This is a genomic window from Sandarakinorhabdus oryzae (genome assembly GCF_009733735.1).
GTDB lineage: Bacteria > Pseudomonadota > Alphaproteobacteria > Sphingomonadales > Sphingomonadaceae > Sandarakinorhabdus > Sandarakinorhabdus oryzae.
The window spans coordinates 1-24,813 of sequence record NZ_WNJP01000031.1 but is presented as its reverse complement, the minus strand read 5'-3'; the positions used below and the strand labels follow the sequence as shown (position 1 = coordinate 24,813).

Sequence of the window (24,813 nt, the reverse complement as noted above, 5' to 3'; positions counted from 1 at the left end):
GCCCGACAGCGAAGCGCCGGCGCCGGTGCCATTGCCCGAGCCGGCGCCGCCGCTGGCGCCGCTGCCGCCGCCCGATCGCATCCACATCGAAAGCCTCAACGATGCCGTGCTGGTGACGCGCGGCGCGCTGGTCGAGGCCGCCAATGCGCAGGCCCGCGCCCTGCTGGGCGATCGCGTGGTGGGCAGCGACTTGAGACTCACCGTGCGCCACCCGGCGCTGCTCGATGCGGTGGACGCGGTGCTGGCCGGCAAGCCTGCTGAAGAGCGCGAACTGACCGGGCTGGGCAGCGGCAACCGGCATTTCCGCCTGCGCGTGGTGGGCGATGGCGAAGGCCGCTGCCTGGTGCTGCTCGATGACAACACCCAGGCCAAGGCGGCCGAGCGCATGCGGGTCGATTTTGTCGCCAACGCCAGCCATGAACTGCGCACGCCGCTGGCCACGCTGACCGGTTTCATCGAGACGCTGCAGGGCCCGGCGGCCGAGGACGAGCCGGCGCGCCAGCGCTTCCTCGCCATCATGGCGACCGAGGCCGACCGCATGCGCCGGCTGATCGACGATCTGATGAGCCTGTCGCGCATCGAGCTCGACAAGTTCATCCGGCCGACCCAGCCGCTTGATCTGAAAGGCCTGGTCGCCGAAGTCGGTGGCACGCTGGCGATGCGGCTGGAGGCGGACCACCGCCAGCTGATCATCGACGAGCCGGCCGATCTGCCGCGAGTGATCGCCGATCGTGACCAGGTGCTGCAGGTGCTGCACAATCTCGTTTCGAACGCGCTCAAATATGGCCGCAGCGGCACGCCGATCCGCGTCGCGCTGGCCGCCGTCGCCAATTCGCCGGGCGGCAGTGTGCGGGTGACGGTGAGCGATGAAGGCGAAGGCATCGCGCCCGAACATCTGCCGCGACTGACCGAGCGTTTCTATCGCATCGATTCGCAGCGCAGCCGCACCATGGGCGGCACCGGCCTTGGCCTCGCCATCGTCAAGCATATCGTCGAGCGCCACCGCGGCCGGCTGGAGATCGACAGCCGGCTGGGCGAGGGCACAACGGTGGCCTTCACCTTGCCGATTGCCTGAGTCATCCACAGGCGCTGTAACAAAAGCGTCACGAAACCGTCATATGGCCCACATTCGATGGTCATAAAGGCCAAGCCAGCGGGGCAGAAGGCCGGGACCGTAAGTCACCCGGCCACACCCTCAAGAGGATGAATTTCTTGGCCGCAATCCGCGTGTCTGCTGCCCTCGGTTTCGGCCTGGCTGTCACCCTGGCGGCCGGGCTTGCTGCCTGTTCGGGCGGCAGCCGCACGCAGATCCGCATTGTCGGCTCCTCGACCGTCTATCCCTTCACCACGGCGGTGGCCGAACAGTTCAAGCGCAAATGGCCGCAGTTCCCGGCGCCGATCGTCGAATCAACCGGCACCGGCGGCGGCATCAAGCTGATGTGCGCCGGCCTGGGCGCGCAGTTCCCCGACGCGTCCAACGCCTCGCGCCGCATCAAGCGCAGCGAGCTGGATGATTGCGCCAAACATGGCGTGAAGGGCCTGATCGAACTGCAGGTCGGAATCGACGGTCTGGTGATTGCCCAGGCGCGTGGGGCCAGCTTCCCCTCGCTCACCGAACGCGATGTCTATCTGGCGCTGGCCGCCAATCCGTTCGGCAAGGGGCCCAACACGGCCCGCACCTGGAAGGATGTGAACCCGGCGCTGCCCGCTATCCGCATCGAGGTGATCGGACCGCCGCCGACCAGCGGCACGCGCGACAGCTTCAACGAGCTCTACATGCTCAAGGGCTGCAACAGCGAACCGGCGATGCAGGCGCTGAAGAAGAGCGACGAGACCGCGCACAAGAAGATTTGCGAGCAGGTGCGCGAGGATGGCGCCTTCATCGAAGGCGGCGAAAACGACAATCTGATCGTGCAGAAGATCGCCGCCAACCCGCAGGCGCTGGGCGTGTTCGGCTTTTCCTTCATGGAAGAGAACAGCGACCGGGTGAAGGACGTGCCGCTAGCCGGTGTCACCGCTTCCTATGACAATATCGCCAGCGGCACATATCCGGCGTCGCGGCCGCTGTTCATCTATATCAAGGCGCAGCACGTCCCGGCGGTGCGCGGCATGCGCGAATTCCTGGCTGAATATGCGCGGGAATCGACCTGGGGCCGCGCCGGCTATCTCGCCCGCAAGGGTCTCGTGGCCGCGCCCGAACCCGTCCGCCGCGCCGGCGAAGTTACCGCGCGCAACCTGACCCTGCTGGACGAGGGCGCGATCAAATGAGGATGCTGATCGCCCTGGCGCTGGTGCTGGGCCTGGCAGGCCTTGCCTATCTGGCCGGCCGGGCGCGCGGCAATCGCATGGTCGCGGCCAGCGGCGGGCGCATTGGCGCAGTGCATTCGCGGCCCATCTATCACGGCGCCTATGTGGCGGTGCTGGCGCTGGCGCCGGCGCTGGTGGTGCTGGCCGGCTGGGGCATCAGCGGTGAACGGCTGATCGAAGGCCAGGTGCTGGGCAGCCTGCCGGCCGCCGAGCGCCCGACCGCGCCCAACGATGCCCAGGCCCTGATGAACGAAGTGCGCGGGCTGGTGAACGGCGACCTGCCGCAGGCTTTCAACCCGCTCGCCCCGCGGCTGGCGCCGGTTTATGCGGCTGCCCGCGCCAATGGTGACATGCTGGCCGGGGCGCTGGCCGTGGCGCTGCTGGCGATGGGCGGGCTGTGGGGCTGGTCGCGGCTGCGCCCGGATTTCCGTGCCCGCAACCGGGTTGAAACCCAGGTGCGCGCCCTTTTGCTGCTGGCCTCGGTGGTCGCCATCCTCACCACCTTCGGCATCGTGCTGTCGCTGATCTTTGAATCGCTGCGATTCTTCCAGATGGTCTCACCCGTCGAGTTCCTGACCGGCCTCACCTGGAGCCCGCAGACGGCGATCCGCGCCGATCAGGTTGGCTCCACCGGCGCCTTCGGGGCGGTGCCCCTGTTCTGGGGCACCATCTTCATCGGCGCGATCATCGCCATGCTGGTGGCCATCCCGCTGGGGCTGATGTCGGCCATCTATCTCACCCAATATGCCGATCCTCGCCTTCGGCGTTGGCTCAAGCCGGTGCTGGAGCTGCTCGCCGGGGTGCCCACCGTGGTCTATGGCTTCTTCGCCGCGCTCACCGTGGCGCCGTTGATCCGCGGCCTTGCCGTCGCGCTGGGCATGACCGACGCTTCGTCCGACAGCGCGCTCGCCGCCGGCCTGGTGATGGGGGTGATGATCATTCCGTTCGTCTCCTCGATGGCCGATGACAGCCTGGCCGCCGTGCCGCGCGCCATGCGCGATGGCAGCCTGGCGATGGGTGCGACCCTGTCGGAAACGGTCAAGAAGGTGATGGTGCCCGCCGCGCTGCCCGGCATCATCGGCGGCGTGCTTCTCGCCGTCAGCCGCGCCATCGGCGAGACGATGATCGTGGTGATGGCCGCTGGCCTCGCCGCCAATCTCACTGCCAATCCATTCGCCAGCGTCACCACCGTCACCACCCAGATCGTTGCGCTGCTCACCGGTGACCAGGAGTTTGACAGCGCCAAGACGCTCTCCGCCTTCGCGCTGGGCCTGGTGCTGTTCGTGATGACCTTGATCCTCAACATCTACGCGCTCTCCGTCGTGAAGCGCTATCGCGAGGCCTACGAGTGATGGCGACGCTTGCTGCCCCCGGCGCGGCCGCCCCGGCCGCCGCCATGCCCGAACGACAGCCGACGGACTGGACGACCCCGGCCATGCAGAAGCGCATCGCCGCGCGCTATGCCAAGGAACGCAATTTCCGCCGGCTCGGCGCCGGCGCGCTGGTGGTCGCCGCCAGCTTCCTCGCCTTCCTGCTGTTCACCATCGTGCGCGACGGCTGGACCGGTTTCCTGCGCACCGAAGCCCGCATCGAGGTGCAGTTCGATGCCACCACGCTGGGTGTCGATCCGGCGGCCGCGGCCGGCCCCAATGGCCAGGTGATGCTGGCCCGTGCCGACTGGCAGGCCTTGCTGCTGCAGGCCGCCCAGCAATTGGGCCCCGCCAGCGACCAGTTGTCGGATGCGGCCTGGATGCAGCTGCGCGATGCGGTGATGGCGGATCCGGCGCTGCTTGGCCACAAGGCCAGCCTGTGGGTGCCGGTGCGCTCCTCCATCGATCTGCTTGCCAAGGGCAAGTTTGACCTGTCGGCTCCAGCCGACAGCCGCGGCGTCTCCGATCGCGAAGTGGCAGACTGGCGCTGGCTCGAAGGGCAGGGGCGCTTGCGCACCGGGTTCAATGGCGCCTTCCTGGGCAACGCCGATTCGACCGAACCGGAACTGGCCGGTATCGGCGGCGCCGCGCTGGGCTCGCTGCTCACCCTGCTGGTCACCATCGCCATCGCCTTCCCATTGGGCGTGCTGTCGGCGGTCTGGCTGGAGGAATTCGCGCCCAAGGGCCGCGTCGCCGACATCATCGAGCTGTCGATCAACAATCTCGCTGCGGTGCCGTCGATCATCTTCGGCCTGCTGGGCCTGGCCTTCTTCCTGAATTTTGCCGGCATGCCGCGTTCGGCGCCGCTGGTCGGCGGCATCACGCTGGCGCTGATGATCATGCCGGTGATCGTGATTGCCGCGCGTGTCGCCATCAAATCGGTGCCGCCGTCGATCCGCGATGCCGCGCTGGGCATTGGCGCCTCGCCGATCCAGGTGGTGTTCCACCATGTGCTCCCGCTGGCGCTGCCCGGCATCATGACCGGCACCATCATTGGCGTCGCCCGCGCGCTGGGTGAAACCGCGCCGCTGCTGCTGATCGGCATGCGCGCCTTCGTCACCGATGTGCCGCAGGGCTTCACCGCGCCGGCCACCGTGCTGCCGATGCAGGTGTTCCTGTGGTCCGACGACGTGCAGCGCGGCTTTGTCGAGAAGACCTCGGCGGCGATCATCGTGCTGCTGGTCGTGCTGATCGCCATGAACAGCCTGGCCATCTATCTTCGCAACCGTTTCGAGAGGCGCTGGTGAGCACCAATCCTGCAATCGGCCACAACGAGCCGCCGCCCAAGATGACGGCGCGTGATGTGAACGTCTTCTATGGCCAGAAACAGGCCATCAAGGGCGTCTCCATCGACGTGTCGGCCGAACATGTCACTGCCTTCATCGGGCCTTCCGGCTGCGGCAAGTCCACCTTCCTGCGCTGCCTCAACCGCATGAACGACACTATCGATGGCGCCCGTGTCGATGGCCAGATCGAGCTCGATGGCCAGGATATCTATGCCAGCGCCATGGACGTGGTGCAGCTGCGCGCCCGCGTCGGCATGGTGTTCCAGAAACCCAACCCGTTCCCCAAGTCGATCTACGAGAACGTCGCCTATGGCCCGCGCCTGCATGGCCTGGCCCGCTCCAAGGCCGATATGGACGGGATCGTGGAAAGCGCCCTGCGTCGTGCTGGCCTGTGGGACGAAGTGAAGGACCGCCTGGGCGAGAGCGGCACCGCCATGTCGGGCGGGCAGCAGCAGCGCCTGTGTATCGCGCGTGCCATCGCGGTCGATCCCGAAGTCATCCTGATGGACGAGCCCTGCTCGGCGCTCGACCCGATCGCGACGGCGCGCATCGAGGAGCTGATTGACGAATTGCGCGGCCGTTATGCCATCGTCATCGTTACCCACAACATGCAGCAGGCGGCGCGCGTTTCGCAGAAGACCGCCTTTTTCCACCTCGGCAGCCTTGTGGAGTATGATGACACGTCGGTGATCTTCACCAACCCGAAGGCGACGCGCACCAAGGACTATATCACCGGTCGTTACGGCTGAACCCCCACCAGCCCGACCCAACAAAGGCCAGACCCATGGCAGAGACCACCGCCCACACCGTCAAGAGCTTCGACGACGACATTGCCCAGCTGCGCGCGGTGATTTCCCGCATGGGTGGCCTGTGCGAAACCCAGATCGCCGATGCCGTCGACGCGCTGATGGCCCGCAACAGCGAGGCCGCCCGCGTGGTGGTCGATGCCGACAAGCGCATGGACGAGCTGGAGGCCGAAGCCGAAGCGCTGGCCGTGCGGATCATCGCCCTGCGCGCCCCGCTGGCCGACGATCTGCGCGAGATCGTGGCGGCGCTGAAGATTGCCGGCGTGCTGGAACGCATCGGCGATTATGCCAAGAATATCGCCAAGCGCGCCGCTGTCGTCGCCCAGTCGCAGCCGGTCGCCCCGGCGGTGATCATTCCGGAAATGGCGCGCACGGTGGTGGAAATCATCCGCGACACGCTCGACGCCTTCGTGGATCGCGACGCCGAAAAGGCCCTGGCCATCCTGCAGCGCGACCAGCAGGTGGACGAGTTCTACAACTCGCTGTTCCGCTCGCTGCTCACCTTCATGATGGAAAATCCGCACTACATCACGCCATCCACGCACCTGCTGTTCGTCGCCAAGAATCTGGAGCGCATTGGCGACCACGCCACGTCGGTGGCCGAGATGGTCTATTTCACCGCCACTGGCGAACGCCCGGCCGAACGCCCCAAGACCGACATGACCTCCAGCGTCTACAACCCGCAATAAGCCAGCCCAGGAGACCGACCCATGCGCGCGAAGATCCTGCTTGTTGAAGACGACGCCAGCCTGATCGAGCTGGTGACCTACAATCTCGAAAAGGAAGGCTTTGATGTCGTCCGCACCGGCGATGGCGAGGAAGCCCTGACCCTGGCTGAAGAGGAAAAGCCCGATCTGGTCATTCTCGACTGGATGATCGCCAACCTGTCGGGCATCGAGGTCTGCCGCCGCCTGCGCCGGGCGCCGGCCACGGCCAACCTGCCGATCGTCATGCTCACCGCCCGCGGCGACGAAGCGGACCGTATCCGCGGCCTCGAAACCGGTGCCGATGATTACATGACCAAGCCGTTTTCCCCGCGCGAACTGGTCGCCCGCATCCGCGCCGTGCTGCGCCGCCTGCGCCCGGCCCTGCAGGGCGGCGCGCTGGAATTCGCCGGCATCGCCATGGACACGACGGCCCACCGCGTCACCCGCGATGGCCGCACCGTGCAGCTGGGGCCCACGGAATTCCGCCTGCTGCGCCACTTCCTCGAACATCCCGGCCGTGTGTTCAGCCGCGAGCAGCTGCTCGACGCCGTCTGGGGCCGCGATGTCTATGTGGAGCAGCGCACCGTCGACGTGCACATCCGCCGCTTGCGCAAGGCCGTCAACGCCGGCCCCAATGGCGAGGAACTGCCCGATCTGATCCGCACCGTGCGCTCGGCCGGCTATTCGCTCGATGCCGTGCCGGCAATGCAGGCGGCCTGACCCTGAGGGTCAGGGCGCCAGCCGGTCATAGGGCGGCAAGTTGATGATGGTCTTGGCCGCCTTGTCGTAGGCGCGCTCTAGGTCTTCGGCGGCTTCCAGCCACTCCTCCAGCAACATCAGCTCTTCGGGCTGGGCATCGTCCATCGCGGCCACGGCCCGCATCTGGCGCACCTGTGCTGCCACCGCCTGGATGGCGACAATCATCGTGTTCACCGAGATTTCGGGCATGCTGATCTTCCCTGTGACTAAGGGCGCTTACTGGCGCGCCAGCGTGTTCTGCCTGACGACAGCGGCCCGCGCCATGTTGTCGAGATAGCCCATGAACTGGGTTTGGGTCATCCGCGTGCGGACCGCCAGCTGATAATGGTAGCCAGAAACGGTGCCCTTGGGATTGGTCTTCTTCTTCTCGTCCTTGATGATCAGGATCTCCTCGGAATATTCGGTGCCGGCCGGGATGTGGAATTCACGGCCACCGAACCAGCCACTGACATCGTGCAACGAAGTGCCGCCGCCATCATCCACCACCTCGGGGCCATTGGCACCCACTTCAATGCGAACATCGGCGCGGCTGATCTTGGTCTCGCCATAGCGGTCGACATATTCGGATTCGGTCCAGCGCGGATACAGCATGCCCTTGTCGGGCACGCCCTTCCTGACGCGCAATTTCGCGGCATCACCAATCAAGGATCGATACAGGTCAACGGCGGTGGTTGGCATGACGTGCTGCCTCCTGCTTGCTCGACCCAGACACAAGTTACAGCAGCCTGATGGGCCGGCGCAAGACGCAGCGCGGCTGCGGCTCGTCACTCCCCAATCTGCGGGGGCGGGTGGCAGAATCGCTTTCCACACCTTGCCGGCTTGGGTAAACGGCGCGGGACAGATTCCACTTTGCGAGGGGCGAATTTTCCATGACCATCAGCTTTGAAGGGCGCGTTGCCATTGTCACCGGGGCCGGCGGCGGCCTGGGCCGGGCCTATGCGCTGGATCTGGCACGGCGTGGCGCCAAGGTGGTGGTCAACGATCTCGGCGGCGCCCGCGATGGCTCTGGCGCGTCACTGTCGGCGGCGCAGGCGGTGGTTGATGAGATTGCCGCGTTCGGCGGCGAAGCCATGGCCAACGGCGCCAGCGTCACCGACATGGCGGCGGTGGAAAAGATGGTCGCCAACGTCAAGGAACGCTGGGGCCGCATCGATATCCTGGTCAACAACGCCGGCATCCTGCGCGACAAGACCTTTGCCAAGATGACCCTGGATGATTTCCGCACGGTGCTGGACGTGCACCTGATGGGCAGCGTCAACTGCACCAAGGCGGTGTGGGAACTGATGCGCGAGCAGGCCTATGGCCGCATCCTGATGACCACCAGCTCCACCGGCCTTTATGGCAATTTCGGCCAGGCCAATTATGGCGCCGCCAAGCTGGCGCTGGTTGGCCTGATGAAGACGCTGGCGCTGGAAGGCGGCAAGTACAATGTGCACGTGAACACCATCGCGCCGTTGGCCGCGACGCGCATGACCGAGGATCTGATGCCGCCGGCGCTGCTGGAAAAGATGGGCCCGGAAACCGTGGTGCCGGCCGCTGTCTACCTCGTGTCGGAAGAGGCGCCGACCAATGTCATCCTCAACGCCGGCGGCGGCGGCATCGAGCGCGCCTATGTGACGCTCACCCGCGGCGTGCATCTTTCCGCCGAGGAACTGACCGCCGAAACCGTGGCGGCCCGCTTTGCCGAGATCAGCGACCGCACCGGCGAGCTGACGCCGGATAATGGCGGTGCGCAGGCCCAAACGGCGCTGGGCGGCGCGCGCTGAGGGCAGGGGTTCTTGGAATACGAAAGGGCGGTCCTTCGGGGCCGCCTTTTTCATTTCACCCGTCAACCGCCTTCAACAGCCGCCGCTCCACCACCGCCAGGACGCCGGCCAGTTCGTGGCCGCGCTTCAGCACCACGCCGCCTTCGCCATAGAGCACCCACTCGCCTTGGCGGTTGCGCAGCGCCGGGTCCTTGACCAGGCGGACTTCGGGATTCTCGGCCGAACGGCGGAAGGCCGAAAAGCTGGCGATCCTCTCGCCCAGTTCCAGCGCATAGTCGCGCCACAGGCCGGCCGCGACCATGCGGCCATAGAGCGACATGATGCGATCGAGTTCGGGGCGGGTGAAGGCGACCTGGCGAATGCCAGTCTGGGTCAGCGGGATGACGATGCTCACGCCCAAGATGTGGCGCGGCGCGCCAGCGAGGTCAACCGGCCTTGCGGGCCTCTTCGCGGGTCAGCTCGTCGATCCGTGCCTTGAGCGTCTCGAGCTCGCAGCGCAGCAGTTCCAGTTTCTGGGTTTCCGGATCGAACTTCTGCGCGCACGGCGTGCCATAGGGCAGGAACGGCTTCACATAATCCTCGGCCGCCATCACCACGGCCTTGGCCGGGATGCCGACCATGGTAGCGCCTTCCGGCACATCCCGGGTGACCACGGCATTGGCACCGATGCGGGCCTTGGCACCAACCGTGATCGGGCCCAGCACCTGCGCGCCGGAACCGATGATGGCGCCATCAAGGATGGTCGGGTGGCGTTTGCCGCCCATGCCGCCGGCCGGATCGGTGCCGCCCAGCGTCACGCACTGATAGATGGTCACCTCGTCACCGATCTCGGCGGTCTCTCCGATCACCACGAAACCGTGATCGATGAAGAAATTGCGCCCGATGCGCGCGCCGGGGTGAATGTCGATGGCGGTGAGCAGCCGCGCGATGTGGTTGACCAGCCGCGCCAGGAAGAAGAAGCGGGCGGAGAACAAGAGGTGCGCGATGCGGTGGAAGCCCAGCGCCCAGACGCCGGGATAGGTGAGAATTTCCCAGCGCGAGCGCGGCGCCGGGTCGCGCTGCTTCACCGAGTCGAGATAGGCGATCAAACCCATGGTCATTCTCCGGCCGGCCGGGGGCAGGCCTCCGATTTGAGCGTGACTTAATCCATCTCGAACAAAAAGGCCAGTCACCCCGCGTGGGATGACCGACCTTTCATGTTGCACTTTTGTGGCGTTGGCGGCGTTACAGCGCCTGAAGTGTCCGCGCCACCGCATGCACCACGGCGGCGATCCGCACCGCTGCCTGGATCTTGTCGGCGCCCACGCCGTGCTGGGCCAGCACCTTGTCGTGGGCGTCGATGCACATGCCGCAGCCGTTCACGGCGGAAACCGCCAGGCTGAAGAGCTCGAAATCGGCCTTCTCGATGCCCGGCGCGCCGATCACGTTCATGCGCAGCTTGGCCGGCATCGTCTTGTAGTCCGGCCGCGACGCCATGTAGGTGAAGCGGTAATAGATGTTGTTCATCGCCATGATGCTGGCCGCGGCCTTGGCGGCGTTCAGCGCTTCGGGCGACAGCTTGGTCGCGGCCTCTGCCTCCACCGCATCGATCAGCGGCTTGTGCGCGCAAGCATGGGCGACCGCAACGATCGTGCCCCACTTCTGCTGGTCGCTGAGCAGCTGCTCGGTCAGCAGGCTGGAGACGTTGAGGCGCAGATCCTTGGCATAATCCGGCAGGGTCTTGGCGAGTTCGGAAAAGATCATGGGTGTGCCTTTCCCCTCTGCCATCGGGGGCGAGGGTTGGATTGGAAGAAGGGGAAGGGGCCGCGGCAAAGCCGCGGCTGACGTCGAACGGGTTCGGCGGGCACTTGGATTGGCTTGGAAATCCAAGCCTTCCCAAGCTGCCCGCCGCCCCGCCGGCCGGCCTTTGACGAGTCGGGGGATAGCGCTGCGCGCTATCCCCTCGCCGTCACGCGGCTGGCTTCAGCGTGTCCTGGCCGTCGGTCCAGTTGCACGGGCACAGCTCGTCGGTCTGCAGCGCATCGAGGATGCGCAGCGTTTCGGCCGGGTTGCGGCCGACGTTCAGGCCGTTGACAGTGACGTGCTGGATCACGTTGTCCGGATCGATGATGAAGGTGGCGCGCAGGGCGACACCGGCGCCCGGCACCACGATGCCCAGCGCGTCGGCCAGCAGCTTGCTGTTATCGGCCAGCCACGGGAAATCGGCCGCGGCCAGGCGCTCGTCCGACTTGCGCCAGGCGAAGTGCACGAAATCGGTGTCGGTCGAGGCGCCGATCAGCACGGCGTCGCGATCGGCGAAGTCACCCTTCAGATCGCCATAGCCGATGATCTCGGTCGGGCAGACGAAGGTGAAATCCTTCGGCCAGTAAAACAGGATCTTCCACTTGCCCGGGAAGGCCTTGGTGATGTCGAGCGTTTCGCCGGCCGGCAGCGCGGCAACGCCCTGCTGCACGGGAAGATCAAACGAGGGAATGGTATCACCAACGGTCAAAGCCATGGGGTAAGGTCCTTTTTGTGGGTTGATTCGGCTCAGACGGGGCCAAACCCCATCCGACGCCTTGCCCCATGATAGCGCATCAGATAGAAATCCAATCGATAATATCTGTGTGACAAATCGACTTTATCGATGACAGCCTTTCTCCCCACCCTGAAACAGCTGCAGTATCTGACGGCGCTGCACATCCATGGCCATTTCGGCCGCGCCGCCGAAGCCTGCTTCGTGACCCAGTCCACTCTGTCGGCCGGCCTGGCCGAGCTCGAATCACTGCTGGGCGTGCGGCTGGTGGAGCGCAACCGGCGCGTGGTGCGCTTCACGCCGATGGGCGAGCGCGTGGTGGCCAAGGCCTATGACGTGCTGCGCGAAGCCGATGAACTGGCCGGGCTGACGGTGGGTGGCGACAAGCCGCTTTCCGGCCCGCTGCGCCTCGGCGTCATCCCCACCATCGCGCCCTATCTGCTGCCGCGCGCGCTGCCACGGGTGCGCGCCGACTGGCCCGACCTCAAGCTGCACCTGCGCGAGGAGATGAGCGGCCCGGCCAGCGAGGCGCTGGCGCGTGGCATGCTCGATGTCGTGCTGCTGGCGCTGCCGTGGGAAACGCCGGGCCTCACGGTGATGCCGCTGTTCGATGATCCCTTCTTCCTGGTGTTCCGCCCCGGCGATCTGCCCGATCCGCCGCCAGCGGTGGCGCCCGATGCCATTGATCCGCACCATCTGCTGCTGCTGGAAGATGGGCATTGCCTGAAGGAACAGGCGCTTTCGGCCTGCGGCCGCCCGGAACTGCGCGCCGATCCGGCCCATCGCGGCACCAGCCTGGTCACGCTGGTGCAGATGGTGGCCGGCGGCCTGGGCCAGACGCTGGTGCCAAAACTGGCGCTGGACGCCGGCATCATCGCCGGCAGTGATCTGATCGCGCGGCCGGTGGCGGGGAATGCGGCGCGCACGGTGGCGCTGGTCTGGCGACAGGGCTCCCCGCGGGAAGCCGAGTTCCGCCTGCTGGGCGAGTCACTAATGGCAGGATTGGCGCTGCTGTAACCGCCGGCTATTGTGCCAGCGAAACCGCATTTGGGGAGAGCATTTGATGAAGGCCGTGCTGTGCGTTGAACACGGGCCACCGGAAAAACTGGTGGTGAAAGATGTGGCGGTGCCGGAACCGGGCAAGGGCCAGGTGCGGATCAGCGTGAAGGCGGTGGGGGTGAATTTCCCCGACACGCTGATCATCCAGAATCTCTATCAGTTCAAACCAGCGCTGCCGTTCAGCCCCGGCGGGGAATGTGCCGGCGTGGTGAGCGCGGTGGGCGAAGGCGTGTCCGACATCGCGGTGGGGGACCAGGTCATCGCCATGACCGGCCACGGCGCCATGGCCGAGGAGGTGATCGCCAACCGCAGCCAGATCGTGCGCATGGCGCCCGGCATGCCGTTCGACGTCGCCGCCGGGTTCACCATGACCTATGGCACCAGCCACCACGCGCTGAAACAGCGTGGCCAGTTGAAGCCCGGCGAGACCTTGCTGGTGCTGGGCGCGGCTGGCGGCGTCGGCCTGACCGCCGTGGAGCTGGGCAAGGTCATGGGCGCCAAGGTGATTGCCGCCGCGTCCTCCGCTGAAAAGCTGGCGCTGTGCCGGGAGATGGGCGCCGACGAGGTGATCAACTATGCCACCGAGGATCTGAAGGAGCGCGTGAAGCAGCTCACCGGCGGCAAGGGCGCCGACGTGATCTATGATCCGGTGGGTGACCGCTATGCCGAGCCGGCCTTCCGCGGCATCGCCTGGAACGGCCGCTATCTGGTCATTGGCTTTGCCGCCGGTGCCATCCCGGCGCTGCCGCTGAACCTGCCGCTGATCAAGGGCGCCAGCATTGTCGGCGTGTTCTGGGGCGCCTTCACCCAGGCCGAGCCGGCTTTGCATCGTGACAACATGGAAGAACTGCTGCGCTGGTATGCGGACGGCAAGTTGAAGCCGCATGTCTCGCGCCATTTCACGCTTGACCAGGGCCCGGAAGCCATTCGCTGGATGATGGACCGCAAGGCGCTGGGCAAGATCGTCCTGACCGTTTGAGAGGCAAGACCATGGCGCTGCGCGACACCTATCCGCTCTATGTCGCGAACCGGGCCGAACAGCCCAACGCCGACCTGGTGGTGACCGACAAGTTCACGCAGCTGCCGGCGACGCGCGTGGCGCAAGCCGACGCCGCGACGATTGACCGTGGCATCGCGGCGGCGGTCGCGGCGGCCGAGCCGATGGCGCGCATGGCCAGTTTCGAGCGCCAGGCCGTGCTGGCCCACTGCGTCAAGCGCTTCACCGAGCGCGCCGACGAACTGGCCGATGCGCTGTGCGTCGAGGCCGGCAAGCCGATCCGCGATTCCCGCGGCGAGGTCGGCCGGCTGATCGACACGTTCCGGATCGCCGCCGAGGAAAGCGTGCGGATGACCGGCGAGGTGCAGCCGCTCGACATCTCGGCGCGCGCCAAGGGCTATCAGGGGATGTGGAAGCGCGTGCCGATCGGCCCGTGCAGCTTCATCAGCCCGTTCAATTTCCCGCTGAACCTCGCCGCCCACAAGATCGCGCCGGCCATCGCGGTGGGCTGCCCGTTCGTGATGAAGCCGGCCAGCCGCACACCGCTGGGCGCCATCATCATCGGCGAAGTGCTGGCCGAAACCGATCTGCCGCCCGGCGCCTTCTCCATCCTGCCGGCGCACCGCGAAGGCGCGGACCTGTTCACCACTGATGATCGCCTGAAGCTCCTGAGCTTCACCGGTTCGCCCGATGTGGGCTGGGATCTGAAGGCGCGGGCCGGCAAGAAGAAGGTGGTGCTCGAACTGGGCGGCAATGCGGCGGTGATCATCGATCGCGATGCCGATCTGGATGATGCGGCCGATCGCACCGTGTTTGGCGCCTTCTACCAGTCCGGCCAGTCGTGCATCGGCGTGCAGCGCATCCTGGTGCATGATGACGTCTATGACGCCTTCAAGGCCAGGCTGGTCGAGCGCACGGCGAAGCTGATCGCCGGTGACCCGCGCGACGAAGCCACCTTTATCGGCCCGATGATCGACGTGAAGGAGGCGGCGCGGCTGGATGGCTGGATCCAGGAGGCCGTGGCCAGCGGCGCGACGCTGCTGTGCGGCGGTCAGCGCGACGGCGCCATGCTGGCCGCGACCTTGCTGGAGGATGTGTCGCGCAGCGCCAGGCTCAACACCGAGGAGGCGTTCGGCCCGGTCGCCTTCTTCACCCGCTTCAAGACGTTCGACGAGGCGCTCGACATCGTCAACGACAGCAAGTTCGGCCTGCAGGCGGGCATCTTCACCCGCGACCTGTTCCACATGCTGAAGGCGTGGGACGTGCTCGATGTCGGCGGCGTGGTGATCAACGATGTGCCCAGTTACCGGGTCGACAACATGCCCTATGGCGGCGTGAAGGACAGCGGGCTGGGCCGCGAAGGCGTGCGCTTTGCCATGGAAGACATGACCGAGATCAGGAACCTCGTCATCCGCCGCCGCCCGCAGGATTTGTGAGGCTGCGGCCATCGGGCGTTAAGCCGCGGCGCGCTACTTCCCTGCCCACAACCATCCTGCTAGGGATGCCCGCATGTCCCGCCCGAACCGCATCGCCCTTGCCCTTTTGCTGTTGACGCCTGTGCTGCTGACCGCCTGTGCCAACAGCCGCAAGCCGCGCAAGGACCAGAGCTATGTCGCGCAGGACGTCGAAACCCTCTACAGCGCCGCCCGCGAAACCCTCTCGCGCCGCCAGTATCGCCTGGCCGGCGCGCAGTTCGACGAAGTCGAGCGCCAGCACCCCTACAGCGTGTGGGCGCGCCGGGCGCAGTTGATGTCGTCCTATGCCTATTATGCCGCCGGCGAGTATCAGGAATCGATCGGCGCCGCGCAGCGCTTCCTGTCGCTGCACCCCGGCAGCCGCGAGGCGCCCTATGCCTATTACATGGTGGCGCTCTCGCACTACAACCAGATCATGGGGGTGGACAAGGATCAGAAGACCACCCAGCAAGCGCTTGATTCGCTTGGCGAACTGATCCGCCGTTATCCCAACACCGATTATGCCGCCGATGCCCGGCTGAAGGTCGATCTGGCGCGCGACCACCTCGCCGGCAAGGAAATGGAGGTCGGCCGCTTCTACCAGGGGCAGGGCCTGTATCTGGCGGCGATCATCCGTTTCCGCACCGTGATCGACAAATACGACACCACCAGCCACGTGCCCGAGGCGCTGCACCGGCTGGTCGAATGCTATCTGTCGATGGGCGTGCCCGAAGAGGCGACCAAGGCCGCCGCCGTGCTCGGCAACAATTATCCCGGCTCGAAATGGTATGACCGCAGCTACAAGCTGATCGAACGCTGGGTACCGGACGCGCCGCGCAAGGCCGCCGGCTGATGCTGATCCCGGTCACCCTGATCACCGCCGGCCTGCTCGGCCTGGTGTTCATGGTGCTGACCTTCAGGGTCGTCTCCCGCCGCGTGTCGGGCAAGATCATGCTGGGCGACGGTGGTGACCAGCTGATGCTGGAACGCATCCGCGCCCACGCCAATTTCACCGAATTTGTGCCCTTCACCCTGGTGCTGATGGCCGGCATTGAGCTGACCAGCGGCCATGGCTCGCTGTGGCTGTGGGGCGCCGGCGCCTTGCTGGTGCTGGCCCGCATTGCCCACATGATCGGCATGAGCCGGCCGGCGCCCAACCCGTTCCGCGCCTTTGGCGCCCTGGCCAGCTGGGGCCTGATCCTGGCGCTGTCGCTGTGGGCGCTGTGGCTGGGCTTTGTGCCGCCGCCCGGCCCGCACGATTTCGTCTGAGGCCGCTTGACGGCCCGATAGCGCTTTGAGACGCTTCGGCAGGTTCATCGCGGGGAGGGCGGGGGTGGACAGGGCAGACATCGAAGCGCGTTTTCGCGCCTACATCGACAATATCAACGCCGCACGTTTTGACGCGGCTGTCGGTTTCTATCACGAGACCTTCGATTATGATGACCAGCCTTTCAGTCGGGCGCAGATGCGCGACCTGTTCGCGGCGGTGCAGGCCATGGTGCCGGATTCGCATGTCGAAATCCGTCAGCTGATCATCGACGGCGATCATCTCAGCGTGCGCCTGCGCCGCACCGGCACTGCCGTCATGCCGTTCTTCGGCATTCCAACCAATGGTCAGCCGGCCGCGCTGGCCGAACACACGGTCTACCGGTTTCGTGATGGCCGCGTTGACGCGGTCTGGGCGGTGATCGATCTGGCGCCGCTGCTCGCCGCCGCCGGTTAACCCAGCATCCGGTCCGCCACGAAGGCATTGCTCTGCCGTTCGCGGCCAAAGGTGCTCATCGGGCCATGGCCGGGCACGAAGGCGGTTTCGTTGCCCAGCGGCCACAGCTTGGTGGTGATGGCCTCCACCAGGTCATTGTAATTGCCCTTGGGGAAATCGGTGCGGCCGATGCTGCCCTGAAACAGCACGTCGCCAACGATCGCCAGCTGCGACGGTGCATGGTGGAACACCACGTGCCCGGGCGTGTGGCCGGGGCAGTGATAGACGTCGAGCACCAGTTCGCCCACCGTCACCTGGTCGCCATTTTCCAGCCAGCGGTCGGGCGTGAACGCCTCGGCACCGGCCACGCCATAGGCGGCGCCCTGGGCGGGGTTCATGTCGATCCAGAACTTGTCGTCGCGGTGCGGCCCCTCGATCGGCACCCCCAGATCACGGGCCAGGACCGCCGTGAGCCCACAATGATCGATATGGCCGTGGGTGACGAGCAGCTTCTCGATGGTCACGCCATTGTCGGCTGCGACCTTCTTCAGCCGGTCGAGATCGCCGCCCGGATCGGTGAAGGCACCGCGCATGGTCTTCGTGCACCACAACAGGGTGCAGTTCTGCTGCAACGGCGTGACGGGCACGATGATGGCCTGGAGCGGCGGCTTGGCGGTCATGTCCCTGTCTCTGGCGAATCCGCGGCCAGCGCGCAAGCACTTGCCGGTCGCCCTCAGCCTGCTATCCCTTGCTGGATTGTAATGGGAGCGATTGACGATGGTTGCAGGGACAGGCGTGCTGGCCAGCTGGCGACAGGATGTGCCGGCGTCGCTGGTGGTAGCCCTGGTGGCGCTGCCGTTGTGCCTGGGCGTGGCGCTGGCGTCCGGCGCGCCGCTGATGTCGGGCCTGGTCGCCGGCATCGTCGGTGGCATCGTGGTCGGTGCGATCAGCCGCTCACCGCTGTCGGTGGCCGGGCCAGCGGCGGGCCTCACCACCATCGTGCTGGCCGCCATCACCAGCCTGCCCAGTTTCGAGGCGTTTCTGGCGGCCGTCTGCCTGGCGGGCCTGCTGCAGCTGCTGTTCGCGGCCACGCGCGGCGGCGTGATTGCCGAATTCGTGCCGGGCGCGGTGATCACCGGCATGCTGGCCGCCATTGGCCTGATCCTCATCCTCAAGCAGCTGCCGCACGCGGTGGGCTATGACGGCGATCCCGAAGGCGATTTCAGCTTCTTCCAGCCCGATGGCGACAACACGCTGAGCGCGCTGATGCACGCGCTCAACAATGATTTCGTCTGGGGCGCCGCCATCATCGCCGCCATCAGCCTGGTCTTCCTGTTCTGGTGGGACAAGGCCAAGCCCAAGGACGGCCCCTTGAAACTCCTGCCCGGACCGCTGGTCGTGGTGCTGTTCGCGGTCGCGGCCAACGCCGGCTTCCAGGCCTTTGCGCCGGATCTGGCCATTGCCAGCACCCACCTGGTGCAGGTGCCGGTCTCTGCCACGCCGTGGGCGCTGGTGGACCAGGTGCGCCTGCCCGATGTCGGCGCCTTCACCAATCCCAAGGTGTGGACGGCGGCGCTCACCCTGGCCATCGTCGCCAGCCTTGAATCGCTGCTCAGCGTCAAGGCGGTGGACGAGCTTGATCCCAAGCGCCGCGTCACCGACAAGAACCGCGAATTGATGGCGCAGGGGGCGGGCAATCTCGTCTCCGGGCTGCTGGGTGGCCTGCCGGTCACCTCGGTCATCGTGCGCTCGTCGGCCAATGTTGAATCCGGTGCGGATTCGCGGCTGTCGACGATGCTGCACGGCACCTGGCTGCTGCTCGGCCTGGCGCTGATGCCGGCCATCCTCAATCTCATCCCGCTGTCGGCGCTGGCCGCCGTGCTGATCGCCACCGGCTACAAGCTGGCCAAGCCGGCGCTGTTCATGCAGCGCTGGAAACAGGGGCTCAGCCAGTTCATCCCGTTCGTGGTGACCGTGCTGGCGATCCTGTTCACCGATCTGCTGGTCGGCATCGCCATCGGCCTGGTGGTGGGCATGGGCTTTGTCATCTGGCGGTCCACCGGCGGCATCATCACCTATGTCGAATATGGCGGCACGGTGATGGTGCGGGCGCGGCGCAACCTCTATTTCATGCACAAGCCGGCGTTGCAGGAGGCGCTGGCCCGGGTGCCCGACGGTGCCCAGCTGCTGATCGACCTGTCGGCCACAAACTATGTCGATCTCGATTGCATCGACATCATCAACAGCTTCGCCCGCGCCGCGCCCTATCGCGGCATCGACGTCAAGCTGCGCGCCGATCACACCCGCAAGGCCGCCGCAATGATCAACGCCCCCGTCACCCGCGCCCGCGCCACATAAGGGTTCACCGATGCAGGAAGTCGATCAGCTGCTGCTGTCAAACCGGGCCTGGGCCGCCGAAATGCTGGCCGAGAACCCGGAGTTCTTCAACCGCAACATCAACTGGCAGCGGCCGGTGTTCCTGTGGATCGGCTGTTCCGACAGCCGGGTGGCGCCCGACCAGATGACCCAGGCGGTGCCCGGCGGGCTCTTCGTCCACCGCAACATCGCCAATCTCGTCTATCCAGATGATCGCAACCTGATGGCGGTGCTGCATTATGCCATCAATGTGCTGGAGGTGCAGAACGTGGTGATCTGCGGCCATTATGGCTGCGGCGGCATCCAGGCGGCGCTGGACGGCGCCCCCGATGGCCCCATCGCCCACTGGCTGGAACATGCGCGCCAGGTGCTGACCGATCACCGCGGCGAGATCGAGGCGCTGCCCGAAGGCGAGGCGCGGGTGAACCGGCTGGTGGAGATCAACGTGCGCGACCAGCTGCTGCACCTGGCGCGCACCGGGCCGGTTCAGGATGCCTTTGCCGCCGGCAAACCGCTGCAGCTGCACGGCTGGGTCTATGATCTGCGCGACGGCCACATCAAGCCGCTGATGCGCATCGACCGCGACACGATCCTGACCGAAGTGCCCAAGCCGGAACGCGTGCTGGTCTGAAACGAACAGGGCCGCCGTGTTGCCGCGACGGCCCCTTCGAGCTCTTGTGGATCGCCTTACTTGGCCGCGATCACTGTCAGCTCCACCAGGAACTGCGGGCCAGCCAGGGCGGCGACCTGCATGGTGGTGCGGGTGGTGGTGGTCGGGTTCTCGGCAGTGTTGAAGAACTCGGCGAACCCGGCGTTGAAGCCGGCGAAGTCCATCTTGCCGTCCATGCCCGGCGCCGCCACCAGATAGGCGTCCATGCGCACGATGTCCTTCATGGTCATGCCGTGCGTCGCCAGCAGTTCCTTGATCTTCTTCAGCGTGCTGACCGTCTGGGTCTTGGTATCGCCATAGTCATTGCCGCCCGGCGTCTGCGGCGAGGCCAGGTTGCCCGACAGATAGACAGTGGTGGCCTTGGCCGACACCTTGGCGGCGGTGAGGATACGGCCGCCGGGCGTGCCGACCTTCTCCACATTGGCCTTGGGCGCGGCAATGGCCGGCGCGGCAAGCACGACGGCGGCAGCAGCAGCAAGCGCGAAGATTTTCATGATGATGTCCCCTCAGGTTGCAAAAACAAGCGGGCGGCAGGATTGCCCTGCCGCCCGCTGTTGGCAAGCGATAATGCCCGCCTCTCGCGATCAGAATTTCGCGGAGGCGCGCAGGTACCAGAAGCCGCCCATGTAGCTGAGCGGGGACGCATCGTTGTAGATGCGGCCGTTGGCCTGGGCACCGGTGGTCGGGAAGATGTTGCGCTCTTCCCGCTCCGGATAGCGGTTGAAGATATTCTCGCCACCCACAGCCACGCGATATTTCTCGGCAAAGGTCACGCCCACTTCCAGATCGAAGCTGACGTCGGCCCGGAACTCCTGCGTGCCGGGGTCGGTCAGCAGCGCCGACTGGTTGTTGTAGCTGGTGATCTTGCCAAAATAGTTCAGGCGCGCGGTGGCGTCGAACATGCCGCTGGTCCAGCTTTCGGCCAGCACAGCGCGCCAGCGCGGGGTCAGGCCCTCGATGTTGGCGGCACGGCGCACATCGATCGCTGCCGGGATGGTCCGCTCGATCACCTTGGTCTTGTTGTAGTTGATGGCCAGGCTGGTGTTGAAATTGCCAGCGCTGGTGTTGGCGCGATGCGAGGCCACGAAGTCGACGCCCTGGGTGCGCGTCTTGAAGCCGTTGGTGAAATAGTTCACCTGGCCCAGATCGAAGGCATTGGCCACACCCAGCGCCGCCAGCGCCGCCTGCTGCGCCGGCGTCACGTTGAACGACGAGGTGATGGCGATGCGGTCACGCACCTTGATGTTGTAATAGTCCAGCGTGACGTTGAAGCCGCCGCCCGGAGTCAGCACGGCGCCGCCCGAGAAGCTGGTCGACTTTTCCGGCTTCAGCGGCTGCGAGCCGAAGAAGATGCCGGTGGTGCTGCCCGGGGTCACCGTGGCGACCGCGACCGGTACAGTGCTGCCGTTCGGGAAGGCGGTCTGCACGTTGGCCGTGGACGACTGGCCCGGCGTCGGTGCGCGGAAACCAGTGCTGGCCGCGCCGCGCAGCGCGATGGCCGGGGTGATCGCCCAGCGCGCGCTGATCTTGCCGTTCCAGGTGTCGCCAAAGTCGCTGAAATGGTCGTAGCGGCCGGCGATGCCGAAATCGAAGCTTTCGACGATGCTGGTTTCAAGGTCGAGATAGGCCGAGTAGCTGTTGCGCGACGTGTTGGTGGCGGCGTCCGGACTGTAGCCGGGGAAGCCGTTGGCACCGATCGGCGCGGTGTTGGAGAAGGTCGTGCCATCGCTGCGTCGCACCGTCTGCTGGGCATAAGGGCCGATCTGGTAGGATTCGACCTGGCCGAGGCCAACCACATAGGTTTCACGCCGGAATTCGGCACCGGCCGCGATGTTGAGCGGCGTCGCAAAGCCGACCTCGATCGGATAGGTGACATCGAGGTTCAGGTTGAGTTCGCGCTGCTGCAGGAAGCCCAGGTAGAAATTCCTGGGGCTGGCCGGGCCGATGGACGGGTTCAGCGTGTTGTCCATGCGGTAGCTGATCTTGTTCATGCCGCCCGACGCCGACAGGTCGAAGTGCATGCCGAACGCCGTGTCGCCGCGATAGCCGACGGCCGCGGAGAAGTCCTCATTGGTGCTCTTGAACAGCGGCGTGAAACCATCCGGGTAGAACTGGCTGGCTTCAAAGGTGCGGCCGTTGGCGTCATAGATCGGCTTGCCCTGCGGCGTCAGGGCACCGGGAATGGCGTCGAGATAGACCGTAGGGATCGACTTGCCGAACGACGAGGTCGAGGCCGGCAGGCCCGGACGCGGGATGAAGCTCTGCGCGGCGATGCCGAACGGGCGGCGATAGTTGAAATCGACTTCCTGCTTGGCCTGGCCATAGTTACCGAAGAAATAGACTTCCTGCTTGTCACCCACCGGAATGGCCGAGTTGACGACGAAGCGGAAGGCCTGGCTTTCGGGCTGGCCATAACGGGTCGGCGGGGAAGGCACCTTGACGCCGGCGGCGCGCAGGATGGCCGAATCCGGGCGGTCGAGGGCGCGGTTGAACAGGCCCTGATCGGTGAATTCGCCGGAGATGTTGAGATAGCCGTCACCCAGCTTGAAGCCGGCGTTGCCGTTCAGCTGCCAATCCTTGCCGTCGCCGCGATAGGTCTGGCCGTAACGCGCATTGAGCTCGATGCCGCTGTCGTTGGTGCGCAGGCCCAGGTTGATCACGCCGGCAATGGCGTCTGAACCATATTGGGCGGCGGCGCCGTCACGCAGCACTTCGATGCGGCCGAGCGCAATCGACGGGATCTGCGACAGGTCGGGGCCTTGCGAACCCACCGACAGCGAGTCGCCGGCAACCTGCACCAGCGCCGAACGGTGCATGCGCTTGCCGTTGATCAGCACCAGGATCTGATCGGGCGGCAGGCCGCGCAGGGTGGGCGGACGCACGAAGGCCGAGCCGTCGGCACCGGCGTTGCGCTGCTGGTTGAACGAGGGCACCAGGTTCTTCAGCACGGTCTGCAGGCTGGAACTGGCCTGCACCTTGAGGTCCTGGGCGGTGAAGACGTCGATCGGCACGGCCGATTCGGCCACGGTGCGGTCAGTACGGCGGGTGCCGGTGACGACGATGGTGGTGTCGTCCTTGCCATCGGCGGCAGCGGTGGCGGCCTGGTCATCGGCGGCGTCGGCGGCAATCGCCGGGGCCGACAGGCCAGCCAGCGCCAGCGCCAGCAGCGACGTCGCCAGCGTCATCTCGCCCCGATGGGCCCTTGCGTGAAATCGCGTCATTTCAATCCCCTGGTTGAGTATGTCATGCCAGTCGTGGCTGGATCGGCACGCCCCCTTGCCGCACATGATCCAGCCCGTCCCCAGCGAGCATCACGGGATGAAAGGCCATGCAGCCCGGCATCCCGACGCTGCCCGCACTTTGGCAACGCCCGCGCAACCCGATCAACAAAGTCCTGCTTGCAGGCCTGAAACCGGATTGCGGTGGCTGCCTTCAAAGCGGCATGGACGCGCGGGCGACATACGCCATTCGCGCACCGGTCCGATCGGTGACGGGGCTGTGGCCGGAATGTAACAGGCTGGCGGTCAGCCCAGCGTCTTGTCCATCGGCACGAAGCGCACGGCCACGCCGCCGCAATCGGTGGTGATGCCGGGGCGTGGGGCATAGCCATGGACGGCATAGAAGGGCTCGCCGGGCAGGGTGGCCATCAGCTCGGTCCGGGCAAAGCCGGCGGCCGCCGCCGCGTCCTCGCACGCCCTCAGCAGCGCCGCGCCGACCCCGCGCCGGGCGGCATGTGGTGCCACGAAGAAGGCGCGGATCTTGGCGGCATCACGCGCCGGATCGAGCAGGCCGGAGGCGCGGCCGCCAAAGCGGTCACCGCCGAACAACGTCGCCCGCTTGCTCCAACCGCCACAGCCCAGAATGTCGCCGTCTTCGTCTTCGACCACCAGGTAGGTGCCGTCGGCGACCAGTTCGCTGTCCACCCCGAAGACATGGGTGATCGCGGCCTCGGTCTCTTCCGGCGTGTAATAGCCCTGGCTGAGAATCCGCGCCGAAGCGGTGATCAGCGCTTCGAGCGCCGGAATCTCGTCGGCGCGGGCGGAGCGGATGCTGATCTGGGCCATGATGTTCCGGGTCTCGCAGGGCCGTCGGGGCGGCATTGTTGCGGGCCAGACTGCCCAAGCCGGGCGGCCAGTTCAAGGCCGACGATGCGCCAGCGCGCTGTAAAGATGTTCTTAAGTTTTTCTTCTCATAAACGTCAACAACTTTGGTTAAACCAGCCGAGTCGCGGGTATTTTTGCGTAAAGAAGTGGCCGATTCATCATGATTGATCAGAAGACCATACTGAATCTGGGCCAGAGACTGGCCCGCGACCGCACCGGGGCAAGCGCCTTTGAATTTGCACTTGTACTGCCATTATTTGTGCTGATGCTGGGCGGCATCATTCAATATGGCGTGCTGTTCTATACATGGAACATGGCGCTCTATGGCGCGCGCAATGCGGCCCGTGCCGTGGCAGTGGGCAGCGCCGATGTCGCCGGCGGCAAGACGATGATGCGCGATGCGCTGCCACCGTGGGTGACCAGCAGTTCGGGCGGCGACCGCAATTGCGGTGGCGGCAATGGCGATGCTGGCGATATCGGCGGCTATGGCCCGGGCGGCTGCGGCGCCGGCAATGGCAACGGGAATGGCAACGGTGGGGGCAGCGGTGGCGGCGGTGACGATATCGTCACCGAAGTGACCGATGCGGCGGTGGGCGGCGATGTCGTTGCCCGCATGGAATTTCCCTCGCGCCGGGCGACCGTGCTGCCGCTGGCGCCGATGCCGGCCACCCTGTCGGTCACCGTTCGCATGGTGAAGGAAGCCTGATGCGCCCCCGCCTGAACCTGTTGCGTTCGCATGGCCGGCGCGCCGGCGCCATGGCGCCGGTGTTTGCGCTGGCGCTGCCGATGTTGACGGCGGCCGTCGGCTTTGCCGTCGATGGCGCCGCCCTGTTCACGGCCCAGGCCCGGCTGCAGGTCGCGGCCGATGCCGCCGCC

Annotated in this window: 28 protein-coding genes; 18 read left to right on the top strand and 10 right to left on the bottom strand. The window is 66.1% G+C overall.

Annotated elements, in window-relative coordinates; all coding sequences use genetic code 11:
• The 7 genes from GJ693_RS05185 to phoB form a co-directional block, all read left to right on the top strand.
• The coding region (locus tag GJ693_RS05185; protein ID WP_156255266.1) for a sensor histidine kinase at positions 1–1,075 on the top strand (1,075 nt) is incomplete at its 5' end.
• 128 nt (positions 1,076–1,203) lie between these two features.
• Positions 1,204–2,268 carry a substrate-binding domain-containing protein gene (locus GJ693_RS05180; RefSeq protein WP_156255265.1) on the top strand — a complete coding sequence of 355 codons (1,065 nt, stop codon included), beginning with the start codon at positions 1,204–1,206 and terminating at the stop codon, positions 2,266–2,268.
• Positions 2,265–3,659, top strand: coding sequence for a phosphate ABC transporter permease subunit PstC (gene pstC / locus GJ693_RS05175; protein ID WP_156255264.1), 1,395 nt, complete (start codon positions 2,265–2,267; stop codon positions 3,657–3,659). Before GJ693_RS05180 ends, pstC begins: the two co-directional genes overlap by 4 nt.
• On the top strand, positions 3,659–4,984 hold the full coding sequence (gene pstA, locus GJ693_RS05170; RefSeq protein ID WP_235902650.1) for a phosphate ABC transporter permease PstA: 1,326 nt from the start codon (positions 3,659–3,661) through the stop codon (positions 4,982–4,984). The genes pstC and pstA overlap by 1 nt, the downstream gene beginning before the upstream one ends.
• A 41-nt stretch (positions 4,985–5,025) precedes the next feature.
• A complete protein-coding gene (gene pstB, locus GJ693_RS05165; RefSeq protein ID WP_156255267.1) occupies positions 5,026–5,772 on the top strand; it encodes a phosphate ABC transporter ATP-binding protein PstB in 747 nt (248 codons plus the stop codon).
• Positions 5,773–5,807: 35 nt separating this feature from the next.
• Positions 5,808–6,518 carry a phosphate signaling complex protein PhoU gene (phoU, locus tag GJ693_RS05160; RefSeq protein ID WP_156255263.1) on the top strand — a complete coding sequence of 237 codons (711 nt, stop codon included), beginning with the start codon at positions 5,808–5,810 and terminating at the stop codon, positions 6,516–6,518.
• Between the two features lie 21 nt (positions 6,519–6,539).
• Complete coding sequence (gene phoB / locus GJ693_RS05155) at positions 6,540–7,256, top strand: phosphate regulon transcriptional regulator PhoB (RefSeq protein WP_156255262.1); 717 nt, start codon at positions 6,540–6,542, stop codon at positions 7,254–7,256.
• Between the two features lie 9 nt (positions 7,257–7,265).
• Here the strand turns inward: phoB and GJ693_RS05150 are convergent, their stop codons facing one another.
• Positions 7,266–7,484 carry a hypothetical protein gene (locus GJ693_RS05150; protein ID WP_156255261.1) on the bottom strand — a complete coding sequence of 73 codons (219 nt, stop codon included), beginning with the start codon at positions 7,482–7,484 and terminating at the stop codon, positions 7,266–7,268.
• 27 nt (positions 7,485–7,511) lie between these two features.
• Entirely contained in the window at positions 7,512–7,973 is a 462-nt protein-coding gene (locus GJ693_RS05145; RefSeq protein ID WP_156255260.1) for a Tse2 family ADP-ribosyltransferase toxin, read from the bottom strand.
• Positions 7,974–8,164: 191 nt separating this feature from the next.
• Between GJ693_RS05145 and GJ693_RS05140 the strand changes: the two genes are divergently transcribed.
• Positions 8,165–9,061: an SDR family oxidoreductase gene (locus GJ693_RS05140; protein ID WP_156255259.1), complete on the top strand. Its 897-nt coding sequence runs from the start codon at positions 8,165–8,167 to the stop codon at positions 9,059–9,061.
• 55 nt (positions 9,062–9,116) lie between these two features.
• Here the strand turns inward: GJ693_RS05140 and GJ693_RS05135 are convergent, their stop codons facing one another.
• The 4 genes from GJ693_RS05135 to GJ693_RS05120 all read right to left on the bottom strand — a co-directional run bounded on the left by GJ693_RS05135 (position 9,117) and on the right by GJ693_RS05120 (position 11,558).
• The gene (locus tag GJ693_RS05135) at positions 9,117–9,455 is read right to left on the bottom strand and encodes a DUF2794 domain-containing protein (protein ID WP_156255258.1); all 339 of its coding nucleotides are present in this window, start codon (positions 9,453–9,455) and stop codon (positions 9,117–9,119) included.
• Between the two features lie 31 nt (positions 9,456–9,486).
• Entirely contained in the window at positions 9,487–10,161 is a 675-nt protein-coding gene (gene epsC / locus GJ693_RS05130; RefSeq protein WP_156255257.1) for a serine O-acetyltransferase EpsC, read from the bottom strand.
• A 124-nt stretch (positions 10,162–10,285) separates the two neighbouring features.
• The gene (locus GJ693_RS05125; RefSeq protein ID WP_156255256.1) at positions 10,286–10,804 is read right to left on the bottom strand and encodes a carboxymuconolactone decarboxylase family protein; all 519 of its coding nucleotides are present in this window, start codon (positions 10,802–10,804) and stop codon (positions 10,286–10,288) included.
• Positions 10,805–11,009: 205 nt separating this feature from the next.
• Entirely contained in the window at positions 11,010–11,558 is a 549-nt protein-coding gene (locus GJ693_RS05120) for a peroxiredoxin (RefSeq protein WP_156255255.1), read from the bottom strand.
• A gap of 129 nt (positions 11,559–11,687) precedes the next feature.
• Here GJ693_RS05120 and GJ693_RS05115 point away from each other — a divergent pair, with 129 nt between their 5' ends.
• From GJ693_RS05115 to GJ693_RS05090, 6 genes are all read left to right on the top strand, one after another.
• Positions 11,688–12,593: a hydrogen peroxide-inducible genes activator gene (locus GJ693_RS05115; protein WP_156255254.1), complete on the top strand. Its 906-nt coding sequence runs from the start codon at positions 11,688–11,690 to the stop codon at positions 12,591–12,593.
• A 46-nt stretch (positions 12,594–12,639) separates the two neighbouring features.
• On the top strand, positions 12,640–13,614 hold the full coding sequence (locus GJ693_RS05110; RefSeq protein WP_156255253.1) for an NADPH:quinone oxidoreductase family protein: 975 nt from the start codon (positions 12,640–12,642) through the stop codon (positions 13,612–13,614).
• Positions 13,615–13,625: 11 nt separating this feature from the next.
• Positions 13,626–15,068 (top strand): aldehyde dehydrogenase family protein, encoded by a 1,443-nt coding sequence (locus tag GJ693_RS05105; RefSeq protein WP_156255252.1) that lies wholly within the window; start codon positions 13,626–13,628, stop codon positions 15,066–15,068.
• A 73-nt stretch (positions 15,069–15,141) separates the two neighbouring features.
• Positions 15,142–15,939 (top strand): outer membrane protein assembly factor BamD, encoded by a 798-nt coding sequence (locus GJ693_RS05100; RefSeq protein WP_156255251.1) that lies wholly within the window; start codon positions 15,142–15,144, stop codon positions 15,937–15,939.
• Positions 15,939–16,355: an MAPEG family protein gene (locus tag GJ693_RS05095; RefSeq protein WP_156255250.1), complete on the top strand. Its 417-nt coding sequence runs from the start codon at positions 15,939–15,941 to the stop codon at positions 16,353–16,355. Before GJ693_RS05100 ends, GJ693_RS05095 begins: the two co-directional genes overlap by 1 nt.
• Before the next feature lie 64 nt (positions 16,356–16,419).
• A complete protein-coding gene (locus GJ693_RS05090; protein ID WP_197041977.1) occupies positions 16,420–16,809 on the top strand; it encodes an ester cyclase in 390 nt (129 codons plus the stop codon).
• Here GJ693_RS05090 and GJ693_RS05085 read toward each other — a convergent pair.
• On the bottom strand, positions 16,806–17,468 hold the full coding sequence (locus tag GJ693_RS05085; protein WP_156255248.1) for an MBL fold metallo-hydrolase: 663 nt from the start codon (positions 17,466–17,468) through the stop codon (positions 16,806–16,808). The genes GJ693_RS05090 and GJ693_RS05085 overlap by 4 nt on opposite strands.
• 97 nt (positions 17,469–17,565) lie before the next feature.
• On the opposite strand from GJ693_RS05085, the gene GJ693_RS05080 reads away from it, so the two are divergent.
• Complete coding sequence (locus GJ693_RS05080) at positions 17,566–19,146, top strand: SulP family inorganic anion transporter (protein ID WP_156255247.1); 1,581 nt, start codon at positions 17,566–17,568, stop codon at positions 19,144–19,146.
• A gap of 10 nt (positions 19,147–19,156) precedes the next feature.
• Entirely contained in the window at positions 19,157–19,795 is a 639-nt protein-coding gene (locus tag GJ693_RS05075) for a carbonic anhydrase (protein WP_156255246.1), read from the top strand.
• Positions 19,796–19,851: 56 nt separating this feature from the next.
• Here GJ693_RS05075 and GJ693_RS05070 read toward each other — a convergent pair whose 3' ends face one another.
• From GJ693_RS05070 to GJ693_RS05060, 3 genes are all read right to left on the bottom strand, one after another.
• On the bottom strand, positions 19,852–20,328 hold the full coding sequence (locus tag GJ693_RS05070) for a Rid family hydrolase (RefSeq protein WP_156255245.1): 477 nt from the start codon (positions 20,326–20,328) through the stop codon (positions 19,852–19,854).
• A 90-nt stretch (positions 20,329–20,418) separates the two neighbouring features.
• Positions 20,419–23,055, bottom strand: a complete 2,637-nt coding sequence (locus GJ693_RS05065; RefSeq protein WP_156255244.1) for a TonB-dependent receptor plug domain-containing protein — start codon at positions 23,053–23,055, stop codon at positions 20,419–20,421.
• 303 nt (positions 23,056–23,358) lie between these two features.
• A complete protein-coding gene (locus GJ693_RS05060) occupies positions 23,359–23,898 on the bottom strand; it encodes a GNAT family N-acetyltransferase (RefSeq protein ID WP_156255243.1) in 540 nt (179 codons plus the stop codon).
• Positions 23,899–24,097: 199 nt separating this feature from the next.
• On the opposite strand from GJ693_RS05060, the gene GJ693_RS05055 reads away from it, so the two are divergent.
• Entirely contained in the window at positions 24,098–24,643 is a 546-nt protein-coding gene (locus GJ693_RS05055; RefSeq protein WP_156255242.1) for a TadE/TadG family type IV pilus assembly protein, read from the top strand.
• On the top strand, positions 24,643–24,813 hold a 171-nt coding region (locus GJ693_RS17695), incomplete at its 3' end, for a pilus assembly protein TadG-related protein (RefSeq protein ID WP_197041976.1). The genes GJ693_RS05055 and GJ693_RS17695, both read left to right, overlap by 1 nt.